The organism is Pseudoclavibacter endophyticus, from assembly GCF_008831085.1.
In the GTDB taxonomy this organism is placed as follows: Bacteria; Actinomycetota; Actinomycetes; order Actinomycetales; family Microbacteriaceae; genus Pseudoclavibacter; species Pseudoclavibacter endophyticus.
The window spans coordinates 726,132-749,025 of sequence record NZ_WBJY01000001.1; the positions used below are offsets into that span (position 1 = coordinate 726,132).

The window sequence follows — 22,894 nt, forward strand, 5'->3', positions numbered from 1 at the left end:
CTGCCGCCGTGACTGATCGTTTACCGCGCCGTCACTGAATCGAGACAATATGGGACGGTGTGCGCGCCGTCCGGTTAACGCGTCGTCGTGCGCGTGGCGGGGAACAACACGATCAGGGGGAGCGACGCTGTGGCAGACACCGCGAAGCGGCTGTGGCCGAAGGGCCAGATCGTCATGTCGATCATCCTCGTGATCATCGTCGCGGTTCCTGTCGCCATCGCACTCCTGCACAAGGGCTTCCCGAGCGCCGAGGTCGAGATGGAGTCGCGCGACGTCTGGGTGACGAACGCCGACGAGGTCAAGGCCGGGCGCCTCAACGCGCAGATCCACGAGCTCGACGGCAGCGTCAGCCTCACCAGTGAGAACGTCATGGTGCACCAGGACGGCGACGACGTCTTCCTGCACGACGTCGACTCGGGCCTGCTCGGGCGCGTCGACCCGGCATACACCGACCTTCGCGAGTCGATCGTCACGCCGAAGGGCAGCGTGTCGGCCTACGGCGACCACGTGCTGGCCGTCCTCAACCCGGAGACGGGCGAGGTGTGGGCGCTCGACACGCAGCAGGCCCTCGTCCTCGACACCTCATCGACCGACCCCACTCTCGAGCTCGGGCCGGATGCGCAGATCGTCGTCACCGACCAGGGCACGATCATCGCCGCATCGGCGAGCGACAACGCGATCTATCGCATCACCGAGCGCGGGCAGGAACCCGTCAAGGCCGAGATCGGCGAGCTCGACGACTACGAGCTCACGGCCGTCGGCGAGCGCGCGGCCGTGCTCGACCGGACCAACAATCTGGTGCTGTTCGAGGGCGGCGGCTCGGTCGCCCTCCCCGAGTTCGGCGTGCGCATTCAGCAGCGCGGCGCCGAGGCGGACGGCGTGCTCGTCGCCGCGTCGACCGGTCTCTTCCGCGTGCCATTCTCGGGTGAGGCCATCGCCCTCGAGCCGCAGGTCGTCGCCGGCGGCTCCGATCCGAGCTCGATCGCCCAGCCGGTAAGCCTCGGCGGCTGCTCGTTCGGAGCCTGGGCGGCGCCCAAGCTGCTCACGACGCTGTGCGAGGGCGAGGCGCCCGTCTCGAACGATATCGAGCAGACGATCGAGGGCGAGGTCACGTTCCGCGTCAACCGCAACGTGATCGTGCTCAACGATCTGCGCAGCGGCAACATCTGGCTGCCGCAGGACCACATGCGCTTCGTCGAGAACTGGCAGGACACGGTGCCCCCGGAAGACGTCGAGGGCGCCGACGGCGACAATGAGGCGACGGAGGAGTCGTTCGAGGACACGCTCGCGGAGCGCACGGAGGAGAACCATCCGCCCGAGCTCAATGACGACGTGTTCGGGGTCCGGCCGGGGTCGGTCGCCTACATGCCCGTGCTCGACAATGACACCGATCCCGACGGCGACCTCATCACGATCGTCGGCATCAAGGGCGAGGTGCCCGAGTCGCTCGGCACGCTGAGCATCATCGACGAGGGGCGCGCACTGCAGTTCGATGCGGCCCCGGATGCCGCCGGCGAGTACACGGTCAGCTACATCGGATCGGACGGTCGCGAGGGCGGCATCGCCGAGGCGAACCTCACGATCGAGGTCGTGCCGGGAACGGTCGAGAACCGAGCGCCGGAGTCGAAGCACAAGCCCACCGTCACCGTCGAGGCCGGCCAGACGCTCTCGTACAACGTGCTGAGCGACTGGATCGACCCGGACGGCGACCCGATCTATCTGCTGTCGGCCAGCGCACCAGGGGGCATGTCGGCCTCGTCGACGCCGGACGGCACCATCACGGTCACGGCCATCGGCGCGGAGCTCGGCACCCGTACCGTCTCGTACGTGGTATCGGACGGCACGGCGACGGCGACGGGCGAGCTCACGGTCGAAGTCGCGCAGCCCGGATCGCTCTCTCCCGTCGGTACCCCCGACTATGCCCGCGGCGTCGCAGGCACGACCGTCACGGCATCCCCGCTCGTGAACGATCTCTCGCCGTCGGGGGCGCCGCTGTCGGTCGTCGAAATCACCGAGCTCGACGGTGCAGGCGGCGGTGCCACCTTCAACCCCGACCTCGGCACCGTCTCGTATCGCAGTTCGAAGCCCGGCACCTACTACGTGCAGTACACGGTGACATCGGGCACGCACGACTCGATCGGTCTCATCCGCTTCGACGTGCTCGACCCCGAAGAGGTGTCGGACGAGATCACCGCGGTCCGCGATGTCGGCTACATCCGCCCCGGCGTGCCGACGTCGATCGACGTGCTCACGAACGACATGTCGATGGGCGACGCCGTGCTGTCGGTGCAAGAGGTCATCGCGAGCGACGAGGCTCGGGTGGCGGGCCTCGCCATCGAGCTCATCGACAACACGGTCGTGCGCGTGACCTCGCAGGTCGCGTTGCTCGAGCCGATCGAGATCACGTACCGCATCACCGACGGACGACAGACGGCCGACGGCGTGATCGTGCTGGTTCCCGTCGAGCCGATCGTGAATCGCCAGCCGCCGATCGCCGTCGACGACACCAGGCGCGTGCGGGTCGGCGACTTCACGTCGGTGGACGTGCTCGCCAACGATGATCATCCGGATGACGCGTCGATGACGGTTTCGCAGGAACTCAGCGACCTCGATCTCGGCGGCGGCGTCGCGTTCGTGACGAACAACCAGGTTCGCTACCAGGCGCCGAACGAACCGGGCACCTACAGCCTCACGTACATGGTCACCGACGACTACGGGGAGCAGGGCGGGGCACGCGTGACCTTCCAGGTCGTCGCCGACGACGAGGCGTCGAATCGGCCGCCGGCACCGCCGACGGAGACGGCGCGCGTCTTCGAGGGGGCGTCCATCCGCGTGGAGGTGCCGATCACCGGCGTCGACCCCGATGGCGACTCGGTGACCTTCAACGGCGTCATCGGCTCGCCGTCGCTCGGGTCGATCCGCGAGACCAACCAGACCTCGTTCGTCTACGAGGCCTTCCCGGGTGCGGCGGGAACCGACACGGTGCGGTACGAGGTGGTCGACACCTACGGCCAGCGCGCGGAGGGCGTGATCAAGATCGGCGTCGTCCCGCGCAGCGGTCAGACCCAGCCGCCCGTGGCCGTCGACGACCCCGTGTACGCGCGGCCGGGCACGACGATCGCCGTGCCGGTGCTCAAGAACGACTCCGACCCGAACGGCTACACGGTTTCGATCGTCGACGACTTCTCCGAGGTCGACCCGGCGCTCGCGCCCGAGATCGATGGCGAGGCGATCCTGCTGACCATGCCGGACGAGGGCGACTTCCTCACGGTGCCGTACACGATCACCAACGACCAGGGCGGTACCGCGACCGCCTGGATCAACATCACCCTCACGGACGAGGCGCCCGACGTGCCGCCGACCGCGGTCGATCAGGTCGTGCCGAACGATGCGTTCGAGGTGGACGACTGGTACGACGTCGACCCCCGGGCCGGCGCGCACAACCCGACAGGGCGCCTCGCCGAGCTCGAGGTCGCCCTCGCCGGCACGAACGCGGGATCAGCGGAGGTGCTCCCCGACGGCAGTATCCGCGTCGCCCCGACCGACCGGCGCCAGGTGATCGCCTACACGCTCACGAACCCCGATACCGGTCTCGAGGGCGCCGCGTTCATCATGGTTCCCGGTGTCGTAACGGAAGAGTCGAAGCGGCAGTCGCCCTACCTCGACCCCGAGCTGCCCGAGCAGAACACGCGTGTCGACCAGCCGATCTCGTGGAACGTGAACGACCTCGTGATCGCCCCTTCCGGAAACCCAGTGACGGTCATCGACGCGGCGAGCGCCTGGGCGGAGCAGGGCGATGGCACACCCGTCGTCAAGGACGAGCGCTCGGTGCAGTTCGTGCCGAAGCCCGGCTTCCGCGGGCCCGCGTCGATCACCTTCATGGTGTCGGATGCCACGGGACCCGACGACACCAACGCGGGCATCGCGACCATCAGGGTGCGGCTCACAGTCGGCGACCCGGAATTCCGCGACGTCGCACCCACGTTCGTCACCCCGCAGATCTCGGTCGAGGTCGGATCCACGAAGACCTTCGACCTGCGGACCGCGACGGGGCATCCCAACCAGGCACTCATCCCCGAGGTGCGCTACTCCGGTCTCACGGGATCGGGACCGGGCGTCAGCTCATCGCTCTCAGGGTCGACCCTCTCGGTGACGGCGGCGCTCGACACGAAGGTCGGAACGGTCGTGCCGATGGAGGTCACCTACTCCCTCGGCGAGTTCACGCAGACGGGCGTGATCAACGTGACGGTCGTCTCGTCGTCGCTGCCGCCGCCGCGCGCCACGAACGATGAGCACGCGAGCCTGCGCGGCGAGACCGTCATGATCGACGTGACGTCGAACGACTTCAACCCGTACCCGGAGGCGCCGCTGCGCCTCATCGAGGCGGTCGAGGAGTCGAGCTCGACGACCGGAGCGAAGGTCTCGGTCGTCGGCAACCAGGTGCGCATCGAGCCATCGGCCTCGTTCATCGGCAGCATCACTGTGCGCTACAAGATCGGCGACGGCACGAAAGACCCCATGCGCGAGACCTACGGGTACGCGACCCTGCGGGTCCGCGACGTGCCAGGTGCCCCCGCATCCGTCACGCTGGAACGAACCGGTCCGGGAAAGCTCACGGGGACATGGGAGCTGGCCCAGTCGAACGGCGAGCCGATCGATGGCTACGAAGCGGTGCTCGAGCCGACGGGTACCGGGCAGAAGCCGATCGTCGTGACGCTCGGTGTCGGGTCGAGCTATACGTTCTCGAGGTCGGACGGGGTGGTCGCCGGCGTTGCGTACACCCTCAAGGTGCGGGCGAAGAACGTGCTGGGCTGGGGCAACCTCTCGGCGCCGAGCAGTTCGGTGACCCCGATCGACAAGCCGACCGCGCCGCAGAACGTGGCGCTGTCGACCCAGTACACGGATAAGGGGAAGACCGTCGGCGAGCTCGTCGTTACATGGCAGCCGCCGGTCGACACCGGCGGAGAGATCACGCAGTACGTCGTCAACGTCGTGACGCCGGCCGACTCGGCGCAGCAGATCGCGAACATCAGTCCCGACACGCGAAGTCTCACCATCACGGGCCTCACGGTTTCGAAGAGCCCGGGCAGCGCGCGGGACTATGGCGTCACGGTCACGGCGATCAACAGCGAGGGGCGGCAGACCTCGAACGTCGCGACCGGGCAGCTGATCTACCAGCCCGACCCGAAGCTGGAGCTGAAGAAGGGCGGATTGCGCGAGCACGACGAGTCCACGGGCACCTTCGTCCACGCGTTCAAGTTCAACGGCAAGGACTTCCTCGGGAATGCCACGTACGTGATCTCATGCTCGCGCTACGAGCCCGCGCTCCTGGGGCTCACCGGACAATGGGTGGATCTCGGCACGAGCCAGGTGAGCGGCGCCCAGCTGAACGCGGGCGGACATGAACCGCCGAACTGCCAGGCCGAGCACGGGGCGCGCATCAAGGCAGAGGTCACGCTCGACGGCGCCACGCTCTTCACCTTCGATCAACGCATGCACTAGCGCACCGCACGTCCTCATGGCCCAACTCACACGAAAGCGATCGGAAACACGTGACCGTTAATCAGGAACAGGCGACGTGGTTCGCCGAGGCGTTCGGCCAGGTCGTCAGCAATCTCGACCGGGCCATCGTCGGCAAGCAGCACGTCATCAAGCTCGTGCTCACCACGCTGTTCAGCCAGGGGCACGTGCTGCTCGAGGACTTTCCGGGCACGGGGAAGACCGTGCTCGCGAAAGCGCTCGCGCGCACGATCGACGGCCGCAACTCCCGCATCCAGTTCACGCCCGACCTGCTGCCGAGCGACGTCACCGGAACGATGATCTTCGACCAGGCCGCGGGCAAGTTCGACTTCCACCCCGGCCCGATCTTCGCCTCGGTCGTGCTCGCCGACGAGATCAACCGCGCCTCCCCGAAGACTCAGTCCGCGCTGCTCGAAGTGATGGAGGAGCAGCACATCACGGTCGACGGCACGCGCCACGACGTCGAGTCGCCCTTCATCGTGATCGCGACGCAGAACCCGGTCGAGCAGGCCGGCACGTACAAGCTGCCGGAGGCCCAGCTCGATCGCTTCCTCATGAAGACCGGCCTCGGCTACCCCGATCACCAGACGACGGTGGCCCTGCTGAAAGACTCGGCGAACCGCGCGCGCGCCGACGCCGTCGACCCGATCCTGCGCCCAGACACCGTCATCGCCATGCAGCAGCTCGCGGCCAAGGTGCACGTCGACGACTCGATCCTCGAGTACGTCTCCCAGCTCGTCACGGCGACGCGCGTCGACCGCGACGTCACCCTCGGGGTCTCGATGCGCGGCGCGCTCGCGCTCACCCGCGCCGCGCGCACCTGGGCGATCTCGCAGGGCCGCGGCTATGTCACCCCCGACGACGTGCGCGAGCTCGCCGAGCCCGTACTGGCTCACCGGCTCATCGTCGACCCCGAGTCGGAGTTCGCCGGAACGAGCGCCGGCGACATCATCGGCCGCATTCTCATCGACATCGCCCCGCCGCAGTACCGCACCGCCTAGCGCGGGCGCCCCACCGAACCGCAGCTCCATCGAGAATCACGGCCGCACCATGACCGCACCAGCTCCAGCCCCACACCGGGTCGCCCAGCAGACGCCGAGCGACGCGGAGGCCCCGCGCGCCGCGGCGGAGCCGGGCGTCGCCCCGGTGAGCGCCGACGCCCCGGCCCGCGCGACCGAGACGGGCGGCGCCGCCGAGGCGCTTCGGGTCGAACGTGATCGTTTCGAGGGACTCGTCACCGTCGCACGCGTCGCCTGGGCGTGGATGCGCGAGCACGGCCGCACCCTGTGGGAGCGCATCTCGCCGGTCATCCGCGTCATCACGACCCTCGCATGGGTCCTCATCGGCGCAGGAGCGGTGCTGCTCGTGGCGGGCGCCTGGCTCGGCTGGATCGAGCTGCTCGTGCTCGGCGGGGTCGCCCTCGTCATGGTGCTCGTCGCCGTGCCCTTCGCCTTCGGCCGCGCCGTCTATGAGGTCGAGATCGAGCTCAACCCGCGCCGCGTGACGGTGGGCGACCGTGCCCTCGGCCGCCTCACCGTGCGCAACGCGGGCGAACGCCGCGCGCTGCCGACGCGCATGGAGTTCCCAGTCGGGAAGGGCCGCGCCGAGTTCGGCATTCCGCTCCTGCGTCCGGGGCAGTCGCACGAGGAGCTGTTCTCCGTGCCGACGACGCGCCGGGCCGTCATTCCGGCGGGTCCGGCTCGGTCGATCCGTGGCGACGAGCTCGGCATCCTGCGCCGCACGGTCAAATGGACCGGTGTCATCGATCTGTTCGTGCATCCGCGCACGGTGCGTCTCGAATCGTCCGCCGCCGGCCTCCTGCGCGACCTCGAGGGCGTCACCACGACGAAGATCACCGACCACGATCTCGCGTTCCATGCACTGCGACCGTACGAGCCCGGCGACGACCTGCGCCACGTGCACTGGAAGACGACGGCCCGCACGGGCACGCTCATGGTGCGGCAGTTCGAAGAGACGCGCCGCTCGCAGATCACCATCGTGCACACGCTCGACCGGTCGCGTTACCGCAGCGAGGAGGAGTTCGAGCTCAGCATCTCGGTGTTCGCGTCGATCGTGCAGCAGGTGCTGCGCGAAGACCTCGACATCGAGGCGGTGAATGAGCTCGGCGCGCTGCCCACACGTTCCATCGTGGCGATGCTCGACGCGACGAGCCGCTTCGACGTGGTCGAGCCCGAACACCCGTCGTTCCGTTCGTACGTGTCGGAGGCCACCCGCCGGCTCTCGCCGCCGACCGTCGTCATCTTCGTGGGCGGCAGCGGGCTCAGCCCGAGCGACCTGCACCGGGCACGCTCGCTCTTTCCCCACGAGGTCAGCGTGACCGCGTTCCGCTGCGACACCGAGGCTCGCGTCAGTCGCCGGCAGCTCGGCCAGCTCACGATCGGCACCGTCTCCAAGCTGGGCGATCTGCCTCGGCTGCTCCGTGGAAAGGGCCTGGTGTGAACACGACGAATGCCGCGGCACGGCGCTTCACCGCGCGCGGATGGATCGACCTCGGCGTGTTCGCCGCGCTCGTGCTCATCGCCATGCTCGGGTTCCAGTCGCCGTACAGCGGGTGGTGGTTCCTGCTCGCAACGGCCGGAGGCCTTATCGTCGGCGTTGGCGCCGCGCTCCTCGGCAGCCTGTGGCGCCTGAACGTGCTCAACACGGTGCTCGTCGGCGTCGCCGGCTACTTCCTGCTCGGCACCGCGTTCGCCCTCCCGTTCTCCGGATTCCTCGCGGTGCTGCCGACGTTCCAGACCCTCGCGGCACTCGCGATCGGCGCCGTGCAGTCGTGGCGCGACATCATCACGCTGCAGCCACCGGTCGAGGGCCCCGACCACACGCTCGTGCTCCCGTACATCGCGACCTTCGCCGTCACACTCGCCGGCTCGATCGTCGTGCTGCGGTGGCTGCAGCGACACGACCGGTCGGTCGGCAAGGCTGCGGTCGTGCTGGTGGGCCCGTTGGCCCTCTTCATCCTCACGACGATCACGGGCACCTCCGAACCGTTCCTCGGCGTGCTGCGGGGGCTCGCCATCGGCCTCATCGCCGTCGTGTGGCTCGGCTGGCGGCGCGGGCTGCCGAACGTGGCAGGCGACGAGGCCCGCAAGGGATTGTGGCGCCGCCGTCTGGCGGGCACGGCGGTCATCGCGGTCGCCGCGGGCGTCGTCGCGGGCGGCTCGGGCGCAATCGTGCAGCCCGTCGTCGACAGCGAGCGGTTCGTCCTGCGCGACGAGGTGACGCCGCCGTTCGAGCCGTTCCTCTACGAAAGCCCGCTCGCAGGGTTCCGCATGTACACGAAAGATCTGCGCGACACGGTGCTGCTCAAGATCGCCGGCCTCGAGCCGGGCGACTCGCTCCGTCTCGCCGTGCTCGACTCGTACACGGGCAAGAAATGGGAGATCGTCGACCCCGACCTCGGCATCGAGGGTGCCGGCACGTACAACCTCGTCGGCCGCGATGTGCCCCAGACCGACTTCCTCACGTCATCGACCATGCGCCAGATCGAGGTGCACGTCGAGAACTACGACGACATCTGGCTGCCGACCATCGGCGCCCCGACGCGCGTCGACCTCATCGCGGGCTCGGTGACCGACCGCCGCAGCGACCTGCGCTTCAACGCCGAGACGGGCACGGGCCTCGTGATGAGCGGACTCGGCGCGAACGACGTCTACGCCGTGACCGCCGACCTGCAGGACTACCCGCTCGAGGGGCAACTCGACAACATTCCGGTCGCGAACATCGAGCTGCCGCCGTCGGCCCCCGCTCCTGCGGTGCTCGTCGAGCGCATGCAGACGTTCATTCAGGGCGAGACCTCGCCGTACCTGCAGCTGCGCGCGATCGAGCAGGCGTTCACGTCGCAGGGCTACCTCAGTCACGGCACGGCAAGCGATCAGGCGCCGTCTCGGGCCGGCCACGGGCTCGATCGCATGCAGGAGCTCTTCGACCTGCGGTACATGATCGGCGACTCCGAGCAATACGCGTCGGCGATGGCGCTCATGGCGCGCGAGCTGGGGTACCCGTCGCGCGTCGTCATGGGGTACGCGCCGGAGTCGGTGCCACAGGGCGGCGGACTCGTCGACGTGCGCGGCAGCGATGTCACCGCGTGGGTCGAGGTCGCGTTCGAGGGATTCGGATGGGTGCGGTTCGACCCGACGCCCGAGCAGACCGACGTGCCCGTCAACACGGTCTCCGAGCCGCAATCGAAGCCGCGCGCCCAGGTGCGCCAGCCCCCGCAGACGGAGGAGCGCCCCGACGACCTCATCACGGCCGCCGACCGGCCCGAGGACGACGAGGACAAGGTCGACGAGAGCGGCTTGCCGTGGTGGGTGATCGCCATCATCACGGCCGTCGCCATCCCCCTCGTGCTCTATCTGCTCCCTCTCCTCGTATTCGTGCTCATCCGCGCGATTCGCCGCCGCCGACGGCAACGGGGTGATCCGGATGCCCGGCTCGCGGGCGCCTGGGACGAGGCCGTCGACCGCCTCGCCGAACTCGGCTACGCGGTGCCCGTCCGCGAGACCCGTCCCCGCACGGCCAGGGCCATGCATCCCGAATTGGCGCCCATCGCGTCGCGAGCCGACGCGGCCGTCTTCGGCATCGCCGAACCCAGCGATGCCGTTATCGAGGGCGTCTGGGACGACGCCGACCGGGTCGTGCGCGCCGCCCGTCGCGAATCCACCTTCGCCCGTCGCCTTGCCGCACGGTTCCGCGTGAGCCAGCATCGGCGCCGCACGGCGAAGGATGCGTCGTCGCGCGTGCGTGGCGAGATGACACTCGCCCGCGCCGACCTCCGCAACCGGGCGCTGCGGTCGCACGGCGAGGCCCTTCCGAGCGCCGAGACAATCGCGCAGATCGAGGCCACCGGTCACGCGGTCGACGGATCGGACCTGCCGGGCGCCCCCACGGCATCCGGCACCGGAATCGCGATCGCCAAGCCGCCCGCGGGCGGCGAGGACGGTCGCCGCCGGTGAAGCTCAAACTGACGCTCGTGCGTCCGGGTGGGCAGGCCGTCGATCTGACCGCGACCGCCGAGCCGACGACCCCGATCGCCGACCTCGCCCGCGAGATCTACAACACCGACCCCAAGCGGCAGACCGACCCGCTCGGCCCGCACGACCGCATCAGCCTGCGCCTGCACTCCGTTCCTGACGCGCAGGGCCGCTCGACGTCGAAAATCCTCGACGCCCAGACCCCGATCGCGGAGACATCGATCGCCTCCGGCGCGTTCGTCTCGCTCGCGGGCGCGAGCGAGGCCGCGGCCGAAGGCGGCGCGAAACGGCAGGCGGCGGCCAAGATCACCGTGCTGCGGGGCCCCGACGAGGGCGCCGAGTACCTCGTCGCCGCGGGCTCGTCGACGATCGGACGCGACTCGTCGAACGACGTCGTGCTGAAAGACCCGCTCGTGTCGAAGCAGCACGCGCGGCTGAACGTGACCGATGTCGCCGAAGTCATCGACCTCGGCTCGGCCAACGGCACCCGCGTCAACAGCGAGCCGATCACGCGCGCCAACTTCACGCGCAACGACGTGATCACCGTCGGTCAGACGACCTTCATGGTCGAGGTCGCGGCGCTCGGGGCCGGCACGGACGCGGGCGGGGTCGTCAAGCTCAACCGCTCACCGCGTCTCGACCCGCAATACGAGGGGCGCGAGCTCATCGCCCCCGATCCGCCGTCGAAGCCGCGACCCCAGCGGCTGCCGTGGATCATGTTCTTCGTGCCGTTCATCATGGGCCCGCTCATGCTCGCGATGGGCCGCAGCCCGTACTCCATGGTGTTCATGCTCATGATGCCGCTCATGATGACGGCGATGTTCATCGACAACCGCCGCTTCGCGAAGAAGATGTGGAAAGAGGCGCGCATCGAGTTCGCGGCCGCCGTCGACGCAACCGCCGACGAGATCGACGACGAGCACAAGGTCGAGCGAATTGGGCGACTGCGCGAGGCGCCGTCGGTCGCGGAGGTGATCGACGACGCCTTCACCCACGGCCCGCTGCTGTGGACGCGGCGGCCGGAGCACCACGAATTCCTCAAGGTCCGGCTCGGCATCGGCGACATGCCGAGCCGCGTGACGATCAAGATGCCGGGCAACAAGCAGGGCGTCCCGGAGATGTGGAAGGACCTGCGCCGCCTCGAGTTGCACACGTCGATCGTGCGCGACGTGCCCGTCGTCGAGAGCTTCCGCGAGTCGGGCAACATCGGCGTTGGAGGCCAGCGGAACGTCGCAGCGGGCGTCGCGCGCGCCATCGTGATGCAGGTCGTCGGCATGCATTCGCCCGCGGAGGTCGTCGTGCACGCCGTCGCGTCGACCGAGTCAGCGGGCGACTGGGAGTGGCTGAAGTGGTTGCCGCACGTCGGCGGTGGGCACTCGCCGATCGGCGCCGAGGCGCTGGCCGCCGGCACCGAGCCCGTCACGCGGCTCGTGAGCGAGGTCGGCGATCTGCTCGACAAGCGGCTCGCGGCGACCGAGGCAACGGCGCAGGGCGAGGACGACATCGGCACGATGCCCATCGTCGTCTTCGTCGTCGAAGACGACACGCCGATCGAGCGCCACCGTCTCATCCGCATCCTCGAGCACGGCCCCGAGGTCGGCATCCACACGGTGTGGGTCGCGAACTCCCTCGCTCGCATCCCCGCCGCATGCCGCACCTACCTCGAGCTGAGCCCCGCGACGGGCGACGCCGTCGCCGGATTCGTGAAGGCCGGCGGCCTCGGCGTGACGCCCGTCGTCTGCGACATGGTCGACCGCGCCGGAGCGGAGGCGTTCTCGCGCGCCCTCGCTCCCGTCGAGGATGCTTCCGTCGCGCTCGACGACGCGAGCGACCTCCCGCGCTCGGTCAACTTCCTCAGCATCGTCGGCACGGAGCTCGCGAAGGAGCCGGAGGCGATCCTCGAACGCTGGGGGGAGACGCACTCGATCCTCACGGGACCGCGAGCATCCGGCCAGGTCGGCAAACAGAAGTCGTCGCTCCGAGCGGTCTTCGGCATGGCGGCCGCCGAGCCCTTCGCCATCGATCTGCGCGCCGACGGTCCGCACGCCCTCGTCGGCGGCACGACGGGTTCGGGGAAGTCGGAGTTCCTGCAGGCGTGGGTGCTCGGCATGGCCACGGCGCACTCGCCGCAGCGCGTCTCCTTCCTCTTCGTCGACTACAAGGGCGGCTCGGCGTTCGCCGACTGCATCGAGCTGCCGCACTGCATCGGCATCGTCACCGACCTCAGCCAGCACATGGTGTACCGCGCGCTCACGTCGCTGCGCGCCGAGCTGCACTACCGCGAACACCTCTTCAACCGCAAGAAGGTCAAGGACCTCATCGAGCTCGAGCGCACGGGCGACCCGGAGGTGCCGCCGAGCCTCATCATCATCGTCGACGAGTTCGCGGCGCTCGTGAACGAGGTGCCGGAGTTCGTGGACGGCATGGTCGACATCGCTCAGCGCGGTCGTTCGCTCGGCCTCCACATGGTGCTCGCGACGCAGCGTCCGGCAGGCGTGATCCGCGACAACCTGCGCGCGAACACCAACCTCCGCATCGCGCTGCGCATGGCCGATGAGGCCGACTCGCAAGACATCCTCGGTCTCAAGATGGCGGCGCACTTCGACTCGTCGACGCCAGGGCGCGGCGCCGCCAAGACGGGCCCCGGCCGCGTACGCCCCTTCCAATCGGGCTACGCGGGCGGCTGGACGAGCGACGAGGCCGAGCCGAGCCGCGTGGAACTCGAGGAGCTGCGCTTCGGGTCGCCGGTGGCCTGGGACTCGCTGCCCGATCCCGAGCGCGACCGCAAGCGCGAGGAGGCAGCCAACCGGCCGAGCGATATCCGCCGCGTCGTCGACACGGTGCGCACGGCCGCCGACCTCGCCGAGCTCCCTGAGCTTCGCAAGCCGTGGCTGCCGAACCTGCAGGACACCTACGACCTCTCGCGTCTGCCGAACTCCCGGACCGACACGGAGCTGCTCCTCGGCGTGTGCGACCGGCCGCAGGACCAGACGCAGCCGACGATGTCGTTCTTCCCCGACCGGGACGGCAATTTCGCGGTGATCGGGACGGGTGGTTCCGGCAAGACGGGAACCCTGCGGACGATCGCCGCGAGCGCCGCGATCACGGTGCGAGGCGGCCCCGTCCACGTGTACGGCCTCGACTTCGCCGGCGGCGGTCTCGCCATGCTCGAACCGCTTCCCCACGTCGGCGGCATCGTGAACTCGGAGGACGAAGACCGCGTCGGCAGGCTCCTGCGCACGCTGCGCTCCGAGATCGACCGCAGGTCGCAGGCCTACGCCGAGATTCGGGCGTCGACCGTGAGCGAGTACCGCGTCCTCGCGAACCGGCCGAACGAGCCGCGCATCCTGCTCATGCTCGACGGGATCGGCGCGTTCCGCGACGCCTTCGAGGGCAACCTGCGCATGCCGTTCTGGGACCTGTTCATGCAGATCGCGAGCGACGGGCGACAGGTCGGCGTGCACGTGATCGTCACGGCCGACCGCCTCAACGCGATCCCGATGGCCCTGAACTCGTCGATTCAGCGCCGCCTCATCCTGCGGCTCACGTCGCGCGACGACTACGTCTCAGCCGGCGTCCCGCGCGACGTGATCCAGCCCACCTCGCCGCCGGGACGTGGCGTGCTCGACGGCCTCGAGCTGCAGGCCGCCGTGCTCGGCGGCGACAGCAATGTCGCCGTACAGGCGAAGCGCGTCGAGGGGCTCGCCGCGTCGATGCGCAAGCTCGGCGTCGCGGACGCGCAGCCCGTGCTCACGCTGCCCGACGACATCGTGTTGTCGTCGATCGGTGCATCGCCAGACCGGGTGCGCATCGGCATCGCCGACGAAGACCTGGGACCGCTGGACATCGAGCCCGTCGGCGCCCTCGCCGTGACCGGCCCGCCCGGCAGCGGAAAAACCACGATGCTGGTCACGGTCGCCACGTCGCTGCGCAAGCTCAAGCCCCGTGCCCGGATCTACCTCATCTCTGGTCGCAGGTCGGCGATCGCGGCCGAGCCGGTCTGGTCGCAGGCGACGCACGACCAGGACGAGATCGTCGAACTGCTCGAGGACCTGCGTGATGACCTCGAAGCGGGTGCGCTCGAACCGGGCGAAGTGACGCTCGTCGTCGAGTACCTCTCGGACTTCGGCGGCACGCCCGTCGAGCGCCCGCTCGAAGCGGTCGTGAAGGCGCTGCTCAAGCAGGAGCAGTTCGTCGTCGCCGAGAACGACCTGGCCACGTGGAACCAGGTGCACGGCCTCAGCGGGGTGATTCGCTCCAAGCGCCGGGGCATCATCATGCAGCCCGCAGAGGGCGAGGCCGACAACCTGCTCTCGACGCCGCTGGGGCGCATCAAGCGAGGCTCGCTCCCCGTCGGTCGCGGCTTCCTCGTCGAGTTCGCGAAGGCCACGAAGTTCCAAGCCGCCCGCGTCGAGCACTGAACCTTCCGGACCGCCGTACGCCGTGCCCTGAGTTCCCGGCCCGTGCGCCGTTTCTGGCCGGCAACGACACGCGTCCAATGGGGAGTCCTCCCCATTGAGGGGCCACCTGGCCCTTCGTACGGTAGAGGCGTTCCTACAGGGAGTGGGACGTCAACAACGACAGAACAGGGGAGCGACTCATGGCTGGTAACGGCATGAAGGGTATGGTCATCGAAGAGGGCGAGCGCGTCGTCCAGCAGATCGGTGTCCGCATCAACATGGAGGAGACCCGTATCACGGCGCTCCAGGCGATCATCGCGGCGCTGCAGGCCTCGTGGCACGGCCCCGACTCGCAGATGATGATCGAGCGTCTCGAGCAGGCCGTTCAGCTCGACCAGCAGCTGATCCAGGTGCTCGAGGGCAAGAAGGCTCAGCTCCAGAAGGACATCCAGGAGCAGGAAGCCACTTCGTCCTCCTAATCGCCCGCTCGGTACGAGCGATCCTCGGCGGACGACGGCAGGACGCCACCGCCGCTCGCGCCCCACGGCGCGCACCAAGAACTCTCGCGCACGCCCCCATCCGACATGGGCGCGGGCACACCGGCCCCGAGGTAACGAGCTCCCGGCGCCGCATGTCACGACGACAAAAAGTAAAGGTGGAAAATCATGGCTTTCACGCACGGAATGAACGTTGAAGACGTACGCCAGCAGGCAGACCTGACGTCCCAGGAGTCGAACGCGACGACCGAGTCGCGCGGCGACGCGAACGACACGATCCACAACCTCGTGGCGGACTCCTGGTGGGGCCCCGACGCCGACATGTACCTCGACGCATGGATGGGTGAGGTCGACCCGCTCTACTCGCAGCTCGCCGAGATGCTCCAGCAGCTCGGTATCGACACGCAGGCACAGGCGCAGCAGCAGGAAGACGCCTCGGCCAGCTAGTTCGTCGCATGCGAGCGAGGCCGTCTCCGGAACGCGCACGCGCATTCGGGGGCGGCCTTGCCGCTGCCCGGCCACCGTCGCCGGCAGGCCGGCACCCACCAGGGCTATTCAGCACCAGGTCTCACCAGCACTTGGGCGCCGCGCGGTGCCCAATTGAGGCGAACAGGAGGAACCCCGCATGATGCAGGGTGGCAACCCGGAAGACATGGAGCGGGTCAAGACCGTCATCGAGACCGAGCGCGGCGAGGTCGAGCAGGCGATGCGTGCGCTCCAGGCGCAGGTTGATTCGCTGATCCCCGACATCTGGAACGGCCCGGACGCCGATGCGTTCGTGGCCGAATTCAACGGCGACGTCGTGTCGCGCTTCGAGGCGGTCCTCCAGGACATGGAGACGGCGGCCAACGAGCTCGGCCGCAACGCGGAAGAGCAGCGCATGACGTCCGCGTCCTGACGAGGTCGACGAGACAAATCATCGAGAGGGGTGTGTCCGCGGGCACACCCCTCTCGCGTTGTTGCTGGAGCGCCGAGGGCGCAGACGGCTCGACTCGGTGCATCACCACCCGCGCTCGCTCTAGGATGGCCGGGTGGGGTCACAAGGATTCATCGAGCCGCCACCCGGCCTGCTCGGTGTCAGCGCATCGTCCGGGCGCCGCTCGGACTCGGCGGCGCGGACCGGTGGCTCGCCCTTCGCCCCGGCATCCACGCCCTCCGGCACCGGTCGCCGGACCGACGAGCCGCAGCCTCCGGCATCGCACCAGGAGCCGACCGCGCAGCAGTCGGAGACCCCGCCGGCCGCTCCGCGATTCACGATCCGCACCGACGGTGAACCACCGGTGCCCGAGGTTCCTCGCCTCGCCCCGCACGCGGCCGCGGCGCCGCAGCCCGCCACGCAGCAGGCGATCGCACCCCAGGGCGACGCGCAGCAGGCCCGCCCATCGTGGGTCGCGAAGCGCGTCCCCGACGGCACGGGGCAGCCGCTCCCGCCGTTCCCCAGGCTCGCTCCGCCGCAGCCCCGCCCCGCCCCGCCCGCGCCGCAGCAGCCCCCCGCTTCCCCGTACGCCCCGTCGACAGGGAGCGAAGGGACGCCTCCTGCACCGGGCGCGCCCCGGTACGGGGTCGCCGGCGCGTCGGCTCGGGCGCCGCACGACGCGTCACTCCCCGAGTGGAGCCTCGTCCTCGCCGACGGCGTCGCCGTACCCCTGTACGGGCCCGTGGTCGTCGGCCGCAACCCCTCCGCGGATCGGTTCCCCGGAGCCACCCTCGCGGCCGTCCCCGACAACACGCGCACGATGTCGAAGACCCACGCGCGCTTCTACCTCGATGATGGCGTCCCCATGGTCGACGACCTCGGCTCGACGAACGGCATCGCCCTTTTCCCCGGTGGCAACACGCAGGGGGCCATGGCGGTCGAACCAGGGGCTCCCGCCGAGGTGCGCTCGGGCGACATCGTGCAACTGGGGGAGTACGAGATCACGGTGCGTCGCAACTGACGCGCGTTCGATCCCGAGCCGATACGGCCCAGCAAACGAGTCGCCTCCGATTTGCCGGGGAATAGGGCTCGCGGGGCCGGTGTTAGCATTGTCGCCATGTTTGCGGGTCTCCTTCTTGGCTGCCGCAGCGGGTCCTAGCGTCAAGGCACGCCCTGCTGCGGCTGAAGCCGTGCCCGATCCGCTTTCCAAGGAGTACGTAACTGATGACTGCAACTGCACGCGAGTCGGCTGAGACCGAGGCGACAGCCGTTCCCAAGACCCTGGCCGAGAAAGTGTGGGAGACACACCTGGTCACGAAGGGCGTCGACGGCGCGCCCGACCTCCTCTACATCGACCTGCACATCATGCACGAGGTGACGAGCCCGCAGGCCTTCGACGGGCTGCGCCAGGCGGGGCGCATGGTGCGCCGCCCCGACCTCACGATCGCGACGGAAGACCACAACACGCCGACCATCAACATCCTGAACCGCATCGAAGACCCCATCAGCCGCACGCAGATCGAGACGCTGCGGAAGAACGTCGAGGAGTTCGGCATCCGCCTGCACTCCCTCGGCGACGCAGAGCAGGGCATCGTGCACGTCGTCGGTCCCCAGCTGGGCCTCACGCAGCCGGGCATCACCGTCGTCTGCGGCGACTCCCACACGTCGACGCACGGCGCGTTCGGCGCCATGGCCTTCGGCATCGGCACGAGCGAGGTGGAGCACGTCCTGGCCACGCAGACTCTCCCGTTGAAGCCCTTCAAGACGATGGCGATCAACGTCAACGGCACGTTGCGCGAAGGGGTGACGGCCAAGGACATCATCCTGGCGATCATCGCGAAGATCGGCACCGGCGGTGGCGCGGGCTACGTGGTCGAGTACCGCGGTTCGGCGATCGAGCAGCTCTCGATGGAGGGCCGCATGACGATCTGCAACATGTCGATCGAAGCCGGTGCGCGCGCCGGGATGGTCGCGCCCGACGACAAGACCTTCGAGTACCTGCGGGGTCGCGATCACGCGCCGAAGGGCGATGACTGGGATGCGGCGGTCGAGTACTGGCGCACGCTGCGCACCGACGACGGTGCGGTCTTCGATGCCGAGGTCGACCTCGATGCCGACACGCTCGAGCCCTTCGTCACGTGGGGCACCAACCCGGGCCAGGGCGTCTCGCTGAACGACGTCATTCCGGACCCGGGCCACTACGCCGACCCGAACGACCGGGCGGCCGCCGAGCGCGCCCTGCAGTACATGGACCTCGAGGCTGGAACGCCCATGAAGCAGATCGCGGTCGACACGGTGTTCATGGGATCCTGCACGAATTCACGCATCGAAGATCTGCGCGCGTTCACCTCGATCATCAAGGGACGCACGAAGGCCGACGACGTGCGCGTCATGGTCGTGCCCGGCTCGGCGCGCGTGCGCCTCGAGGCCGAGGCCGAGGGCCTCGACAAGATCGTCACCGACTTCGGTGCCGAGTGGCGGTTCGCCGGCTGCTCGATGTGCCTCGGCATGAACCCCGACCAGCTCTCGCCCGGCGAGCGCTGCGCCTCGACCTCGAACCGCAACTTCGAGGGGCGCCAGGGGAAGGGCGGGCGCACGCACCTCGTCTCGCCGCTCGTCGCGGCGGCGACGGCCGTGCGCGGAACGCTCTCGAGCCCGTCCGACCTCGACCCCATCGACGAGGCCGTCGTCGATGGACCGGTCGCCGACACGATCACCGAGGCGGTTGCCTGATGGAGAAGCTCACGCGGGTCGAGGGCGTCGCCGTTCCCTTGCGGCGCTCAAACGTCGACACCGACCAGATCATCCCGGCCGAATACCTCAAGCGCGTCACGAAGACGGGCTACGACGACGCCCTATTCGCCGCCTGGCGGACGCGCCCGGACTTCGAGCTCAACCAGCCGCAGTTCGCGAACCCGCGCATCCTGCTCGCCGGCGCTGACTTCGGGACCGGATCGAGCCGCGAGCACGCCGTGTGGGCGCTTCGCGACTTCGGGTTCCGCGCCGTGATCGGTCCCCGCTTCGGCGAGATCTTCCGTGGCAACGCGGGCAAGCAGGGCCTGCTCGTCGGCGTCGTCAGCGAGGCGGACATCGAGCAGCTCTGGGCCCAGGCAGACGCCGACCCGGCATCCGGCGTGGTCGACCTCGTCGAACGCGTCGTCACCGTCGGCGATGTCACGCGACCGTTCGAGATCGACGACTACACCCGCTGGCGCCTGCTCGAGGGCCTCGACGACATCGGTTTGACCCTGCAGCACGAAGGCGACATCACCGCCTTCGAACAGCGGCGGGCATCCTGGCGGCCCACAACGCTGCCGATTCAACACGGCACGCGCTGACCTGCGCCCGCCGACAACCGAAGGGAAACCGCAGCTCGTGAGCACAACGTCGGATTTCGCCCTGCGCGCCGGACAGTACGTCGGCCTCGCGGCAGATCGCATCACCTTCCGCGGGGGCCAGCCCCTGAACGGCCACGTCGAGGTGCGGGGTGCCAAGAACCTCGTGACCAAGGCCATGGTCGCCGCCCTCCTCGGCGAGTCGCCGAGCCTCCTGCGCCAGGTGCCCGACATCTCCGACGTCAATGTCGTTCGAGGCCTGCTCGAGATCCACGGGGTCAAGATCGAGCGCGACAACGAGTCGGGCGACCTGCACCTCGATCCGTCGAACGTCGAACGCGCGCACATGGCAGAGATCAACGCGCACGCCGGCTCGAGCCGCATCCCGATCCTCTTCTGCGGCCCACTCCTGCACCGTCTCGGCGAAGCGTTCATCCCTGATCTCGGCGGGTGCCGCATCGGCGACCGGCCGATCGACTTCCACCTCGAAGTGCTGCGCAACTTCGGCGCCGATGTGCAGAAGCTGCCAGACGGCATCCGCATGCACGCGCCCCGCGGGCTCGTGGGCGCCAAGATCACGCTGCCGTACCCATCGGTCGGCGCGACCGAGCAGGTGCTGCTCACGGCCGTGCGCGCGAATGGCCGCACCGAGCTGCGCAACGCGGCGATCGAACCCGAGATCATGGATCTCATCAACATCCTGCAGAAGATGGGCGCCATCATCTCGGTCGACGCCGATCGCGTCATCCGCATCGAGGGCGTCGACCGGCTCGTCGGCTTCCGGCACCGCTCGCTCTTCGACCGCAACGAGGCCGCGAGCTGGGCGAGCGCGGCGCTCGTCACCAAGGGCGACATCTTCGTCGGCGGAGCGAGCCAGCCCGAGATGCTGACGTTCCTCAACGTGTTCCGCAAGGCGGGCGGCGCCTTTGACATCCACGACGACGGCATCCGGTTCTGGCACCCGGGCGGCGAGCTCTCCCCCGTCGTCATCGAGACCGACGTGCACCCCGGTTTCATGACCGACTGGCAGCAGCCGCTCGTGGTAGCGCTCACGCAGGCCGAGGGCGTCTCGATCGTGCACGAGACGGTGTACGAGCAGCGGTTCGGGTTCACGGATGCGCTCAACCAGATGGGCGCCAACATCCAACTGCACCGCGAGTGCCTCGGCGGGCAGTACTGCCGTTTCGGGCAGCGCAACTTTCTGCACTCGGCCGTCATCTCGGGGCCGACGAAGCTCCACGCCGCCGACATCGAGGTGCCTGACCTGCGGGGCGGCTTCAGCCACCTCATCGCCGCTCTTGCGGCCGACGGCGAAAGCGTCGTCAGCAACGTCGGTATCATTTCGCGCGGCTACGAGAACTTCATCTCGAAGCTGCAGCAGCTGGGGGCCGACTTCACGGTCGAGGACTGAGCGCCGATGACCGACGAAACGCGATCGCCGAGCATCTTCTGGATCTTGGCGGGGTTGGTCCTGCCGCCAGCCGGGGTGCTGTGGAACATCGAGGTCGAGGGCGAGCTCCCGAAGGACGGCCCGTTCATCCTGGCCCCGAACCACAACAGCGAGGTCGATCCCGTCATCGTGGGCATCGGCACGTGGAAGCTCGGGCGGGCTCCGCGGTTCATGGCGAAGGAATCGCTTTTCCGCATTCCCCTCTTCGGCCGGCTCCTGCGCGCGAGCGGGCAGATCCCCGTGTCGCGGGGTCCGGGCAAGGGCAACCGATCTGCGCTCGATGCCGCTGACGTGCTCGCGAAAACGGGCGGCGGCGTCATCGTCTACCCCGAGGGCTCGCTCACGCGTGAGCCCGACCTGTGGGCCATGCGCGGGAAGAGCGGCGCGATCCGGCTCGCGCTCGCCACCGGCATCCCCGTCTATCCGTGCGCCCAATGGGGCGCGCAGCAGGTGATGCCGCGGTACGGCCGGATCCGCCCCACGTTCCGCGCGCGCATCCGCATGGTCGTCGGCGAGCCCCTCGACCTCACCCCGTATCAGGATCGCCGTACGAGCGCGTCCGCCCTCGCCGAGGCGACCGAGCTGCTCATGCAGCGCATCAACGGGTTGCTCGGCGAGCTGCGCGGCGCGACGCCGCCGGCCACGAGCTACAACCCGCTCGAGCACGGCCAAAGCGAGCACGGGCGCACGGCATGAGCGAGTGGTACCCCTCGACCACGCCGATCAACCTGGTCGCCCCGGTCGAGGGAGGTACGGCGTGCGACGATGCGTCGCCCCCGCGGCAGCGGCTCACGGTCGTCGGCGGCGGCAGCTGGGGCACGACCTTCGCGAAGGTGCTGGCCGATGCCGGTCACGACGTGGCCCTCGTCGTGCGCCGGCCCGAGGTGGCCGCCGAGATCAACGAGACCCACCGCAACACGGCGTATCTTCCCGGCATCAACCTCCCGCTCGGGTTGCGGGCCACGTGTGAGCTGCGCCAGGCGGTCGACGGCGCTTCCACCGTGTTCCTCTCGGTACCGGCGCAGTCGGCGAGGGACGCGCTCTCCGAGCTCGGGCCCCTGCTCGGCGACGAGGTGACGGTCGTCTCGCTCATGAAGGGGGTCGAGCGCGCGACGGGCGCCCGCATGTCGGAGCTCGTCCACGAGGTCGGCCGCGTCGAGCGCGCCCGAATCGCCGTGGCATCCGGCCCCAACATCTCGCTCGAGATCGCGCGCGAGCAGCCGACGGCGATCGTCGTCGCCTCGACCGCGCAGCCGACCGCGGTGCGCGTCGCGCGTCTCGCCCGCAACCGCTATCTGCGCTCGTTCGTCAACCTCGACGTCGTCGGCACCGAGTTCGGTGGCGTGCTCAAGAACCTCATCGCGATCGCCGTCGGCATCGTCGACGGCGTCGGATACGGCGAGAACACGAAGGCGTCGGTCATGACGCGGGGGCTCAGCGAGATCACCGACTTCGCGGTCGCCATGGGCGCCCGCGCGGACACCATGACGGGGCTGGCGGGGCTCGGCGACCTCATCGCGACGTGCCAGTCCACGCTCTCGCGGAACTTCACCGCGGGCCGGCTGCTCGGGCAGGGGTTCAATTTCAGCGAGGTCGTGGCGCGCATGGAGCAGACGGCCGAGGGGTTACGCTCGGTCGGGGCGATCCTGACACTCGCGGAGCAGCATGGCGTCCAGATGCCGATCTCGCAGCAGATTCAGGCCGTGCTTCACGGGCAGATGGACCCGGCTGAGCTTGCGCCCCACCTCGCGACGGACGGGACCGAGCAACCGGCAGGCGAGTAGG

At 69.2% G+C, this 22,894-nt stretch carries 14 protein-coding genes; all 14 read left to right on the plus strand.

Annotated elements, in window-relative coordinates:
• Nucleotides 1-129 precede the first annotated feature (129 nt).
• The 14 genes from F8O04_RS03100 to F8O04_RS03165 all read left to right on the plus strand — a co-directional run bounded on the left by F8O04_RS03100 (nt 130) and on the right by F8O04_RS03165 (nt 22,893).
• Nucleotides 130-5,502: an Ig-like domain-containing protein gene (locus F8O04_RS03100; RefSeq protein WP_158027867.1), complete on the plus strand. Its 5,373-nt coding sequence runs from the start codon at nt 130-132 to the stop codon at nt 5,500-5,502.
• A 50-nt stretch (nt 5,503-5,552) separates the two neighbouring features.
• Nucleotides 5,553-6,521 carry an AAA family ATPase gene (locus F8O04_RS03105; protein WP_158027868.1) on the plus strand — a complete coding sequence of 323 codons (969 nt, stop codon included), beginning with the start codon at nt 5,553-5,555 and terminating at the stop codon, nt 6,519-6,521.
• A gap of 49 nt (nt 6,522-6,570) precedes the next feature.
• Entirely contained in the window at nt 6,571-7,980 is a 1,410-nt protein-coding gene (locus F8O04_RS03110; protein ID WP_158027869.1) for a DUF58 domain-containing protein, read from the plus strand.
• Nucleotides 7,977-10,493 (plus strand): transglutaminase-like domain-containing protein, encoded by a 2,517-nt coding sequence (locus F8O04_RS03115; RefSeq protein WP_158027870.1) that lies wholly within the window; start codon nt 7,977-7,979, stop codon nt 10,491-10,493. Before F8O04_RS03110 ends, F8O04_RS03115 begins: the two co-directional genes overlap by 4 nt.
• Nucleotides 10,490-14,932 carry an FtsK/SpoIIIE domain-containing protein gene (locus tag F8O04_RS03120; RefSeq protein WP_158027871.1) on the plus strand — a complete coding sequence of 1,481 codons (4,443 nt, stop codon included), beginning with the start codon at nt 10,490-10,492 and terminating at the stop codon, nt 14,930-14,932. Before F8O04_RS03115 ends, F8O04_RS03120 begins: the two co-directional genes overlap by 4 nt.
• 179 nt (nt 14,933-15,111) lie before the next feature.
• Nucleotides 15,112-15,390 (plus strand): hypothetical protein, encoded by a 279-nt coding sequence (locus F8O04_RS03125; RefSeq protein WP_158027872.1) that lies wholly within the window; start codon nt 15,112-15,114, stop codon nt 15,388-15,390.
• A gap of 186 nt (nt 15,391-15,576) precedes the next feature.
• Nucleotides 15,577-15,855 carry a hypothetical protein gene (locus F8O04_RS03130; protein ID WP_158027873.1) on the plus strand — a complete coding sequence of 93 codons (279 nt, stop codon included), beginning with the start codon at nt 15,577-15,579 and terminating at the stop codon, nt 15,853-15,855.
• 178 nt (nt 15,856-16,033) lie between these two features.
• Nucleotides 16,034-16,306, plus strand: coding sequence for a WXG100 family type VII secretion target (locus tag F8O04_RS03135; RefSeq protein WP_158027874.1), 273 nt, complete (start codon nt 16,034-16,036; stop codon nt 16,304-16,306).
• Between the two features lie 133 nt (nt 16,307-16,439).
• The gene (locus F8O04_RS03140) at nt 16,440-17,345 is read left to right on the plus strand and encodes an FHA domain-containing protein (protein WP_158027875.1); all 906 of its coding nucleotides are present in this window, start codon (nt 16,440-16,442) and stop codon (nt 17,343-17,345) included.
• Between the two features lie 203 nt (nt 17,346-17,548).
• The gene (gene leuC, locus F8O04_RS03145; RefSeq protein ID WP_158027876.1) at nt 17,549-19,057 is read left to right on the plus strand and encodes a 3-isopropylmalate dehydratase large subunit; all 1,509 of its coding nucleotides are present in this window, start codon (nt 17,549-17,551) and stop codon (nt 19,055-19,057) included.
• Complete coding sequence (leuD, locus tag F8O04_RS03150; RefSeq protein WP_158027877.1) at nt 19,057-19,662, plus strand: 3-isopropylmalate dehydratase small subunit; 606 nt, start codon at nt 19,057-19,059, stop codon at nt 19,660-19,662. The genes leuC and leuD overlap by 1 nt, the downstream gene beginning before the upstream one ends.
• Before the next feature lie 37 nt (nt 19,663-19,699).
• Entirely contained in the window at nt 19,700-21,070 is a 1,371-nt protein-coding gene (gene murA / locus F8O04_RS03155) for a UDP-N-acetylglucosamine 1-carboxyvinyltransferase (RefSeq protein ID WP_158027878.1), read from the plus strand.
• Between the two features lie 6 nt (nt 21,071-21,076).
• Entirely contained in the window at nt 21,077-21,805 is a 729-nt protein-coding gene (locus tag F8O04_RS03160) for a lysophospholipid acyltransferase family protein (protein WP_158027879.1), read from the plus strand.
• The gene (locus tag F8O04_RS03165) at nt 21,802-22,893 is read left to right on the plus strand and encodes an NAD(P)H-dependent glycerol-3-phosphate dehydrogenase (protein ID WP_158027880.1); all 1,092 of its coding nucleotides are present in this window, start codon (nt 21,802-21,804) and stop codon (nt 22,891-22,893) included. The genes F8O04_RS03160 and F8O04_RS03165 overlap by 4 nt, the downstream gene beginning before the upstream one ends.
• Nucleotide 22,894: the final 1 nt, after the last annotated feature.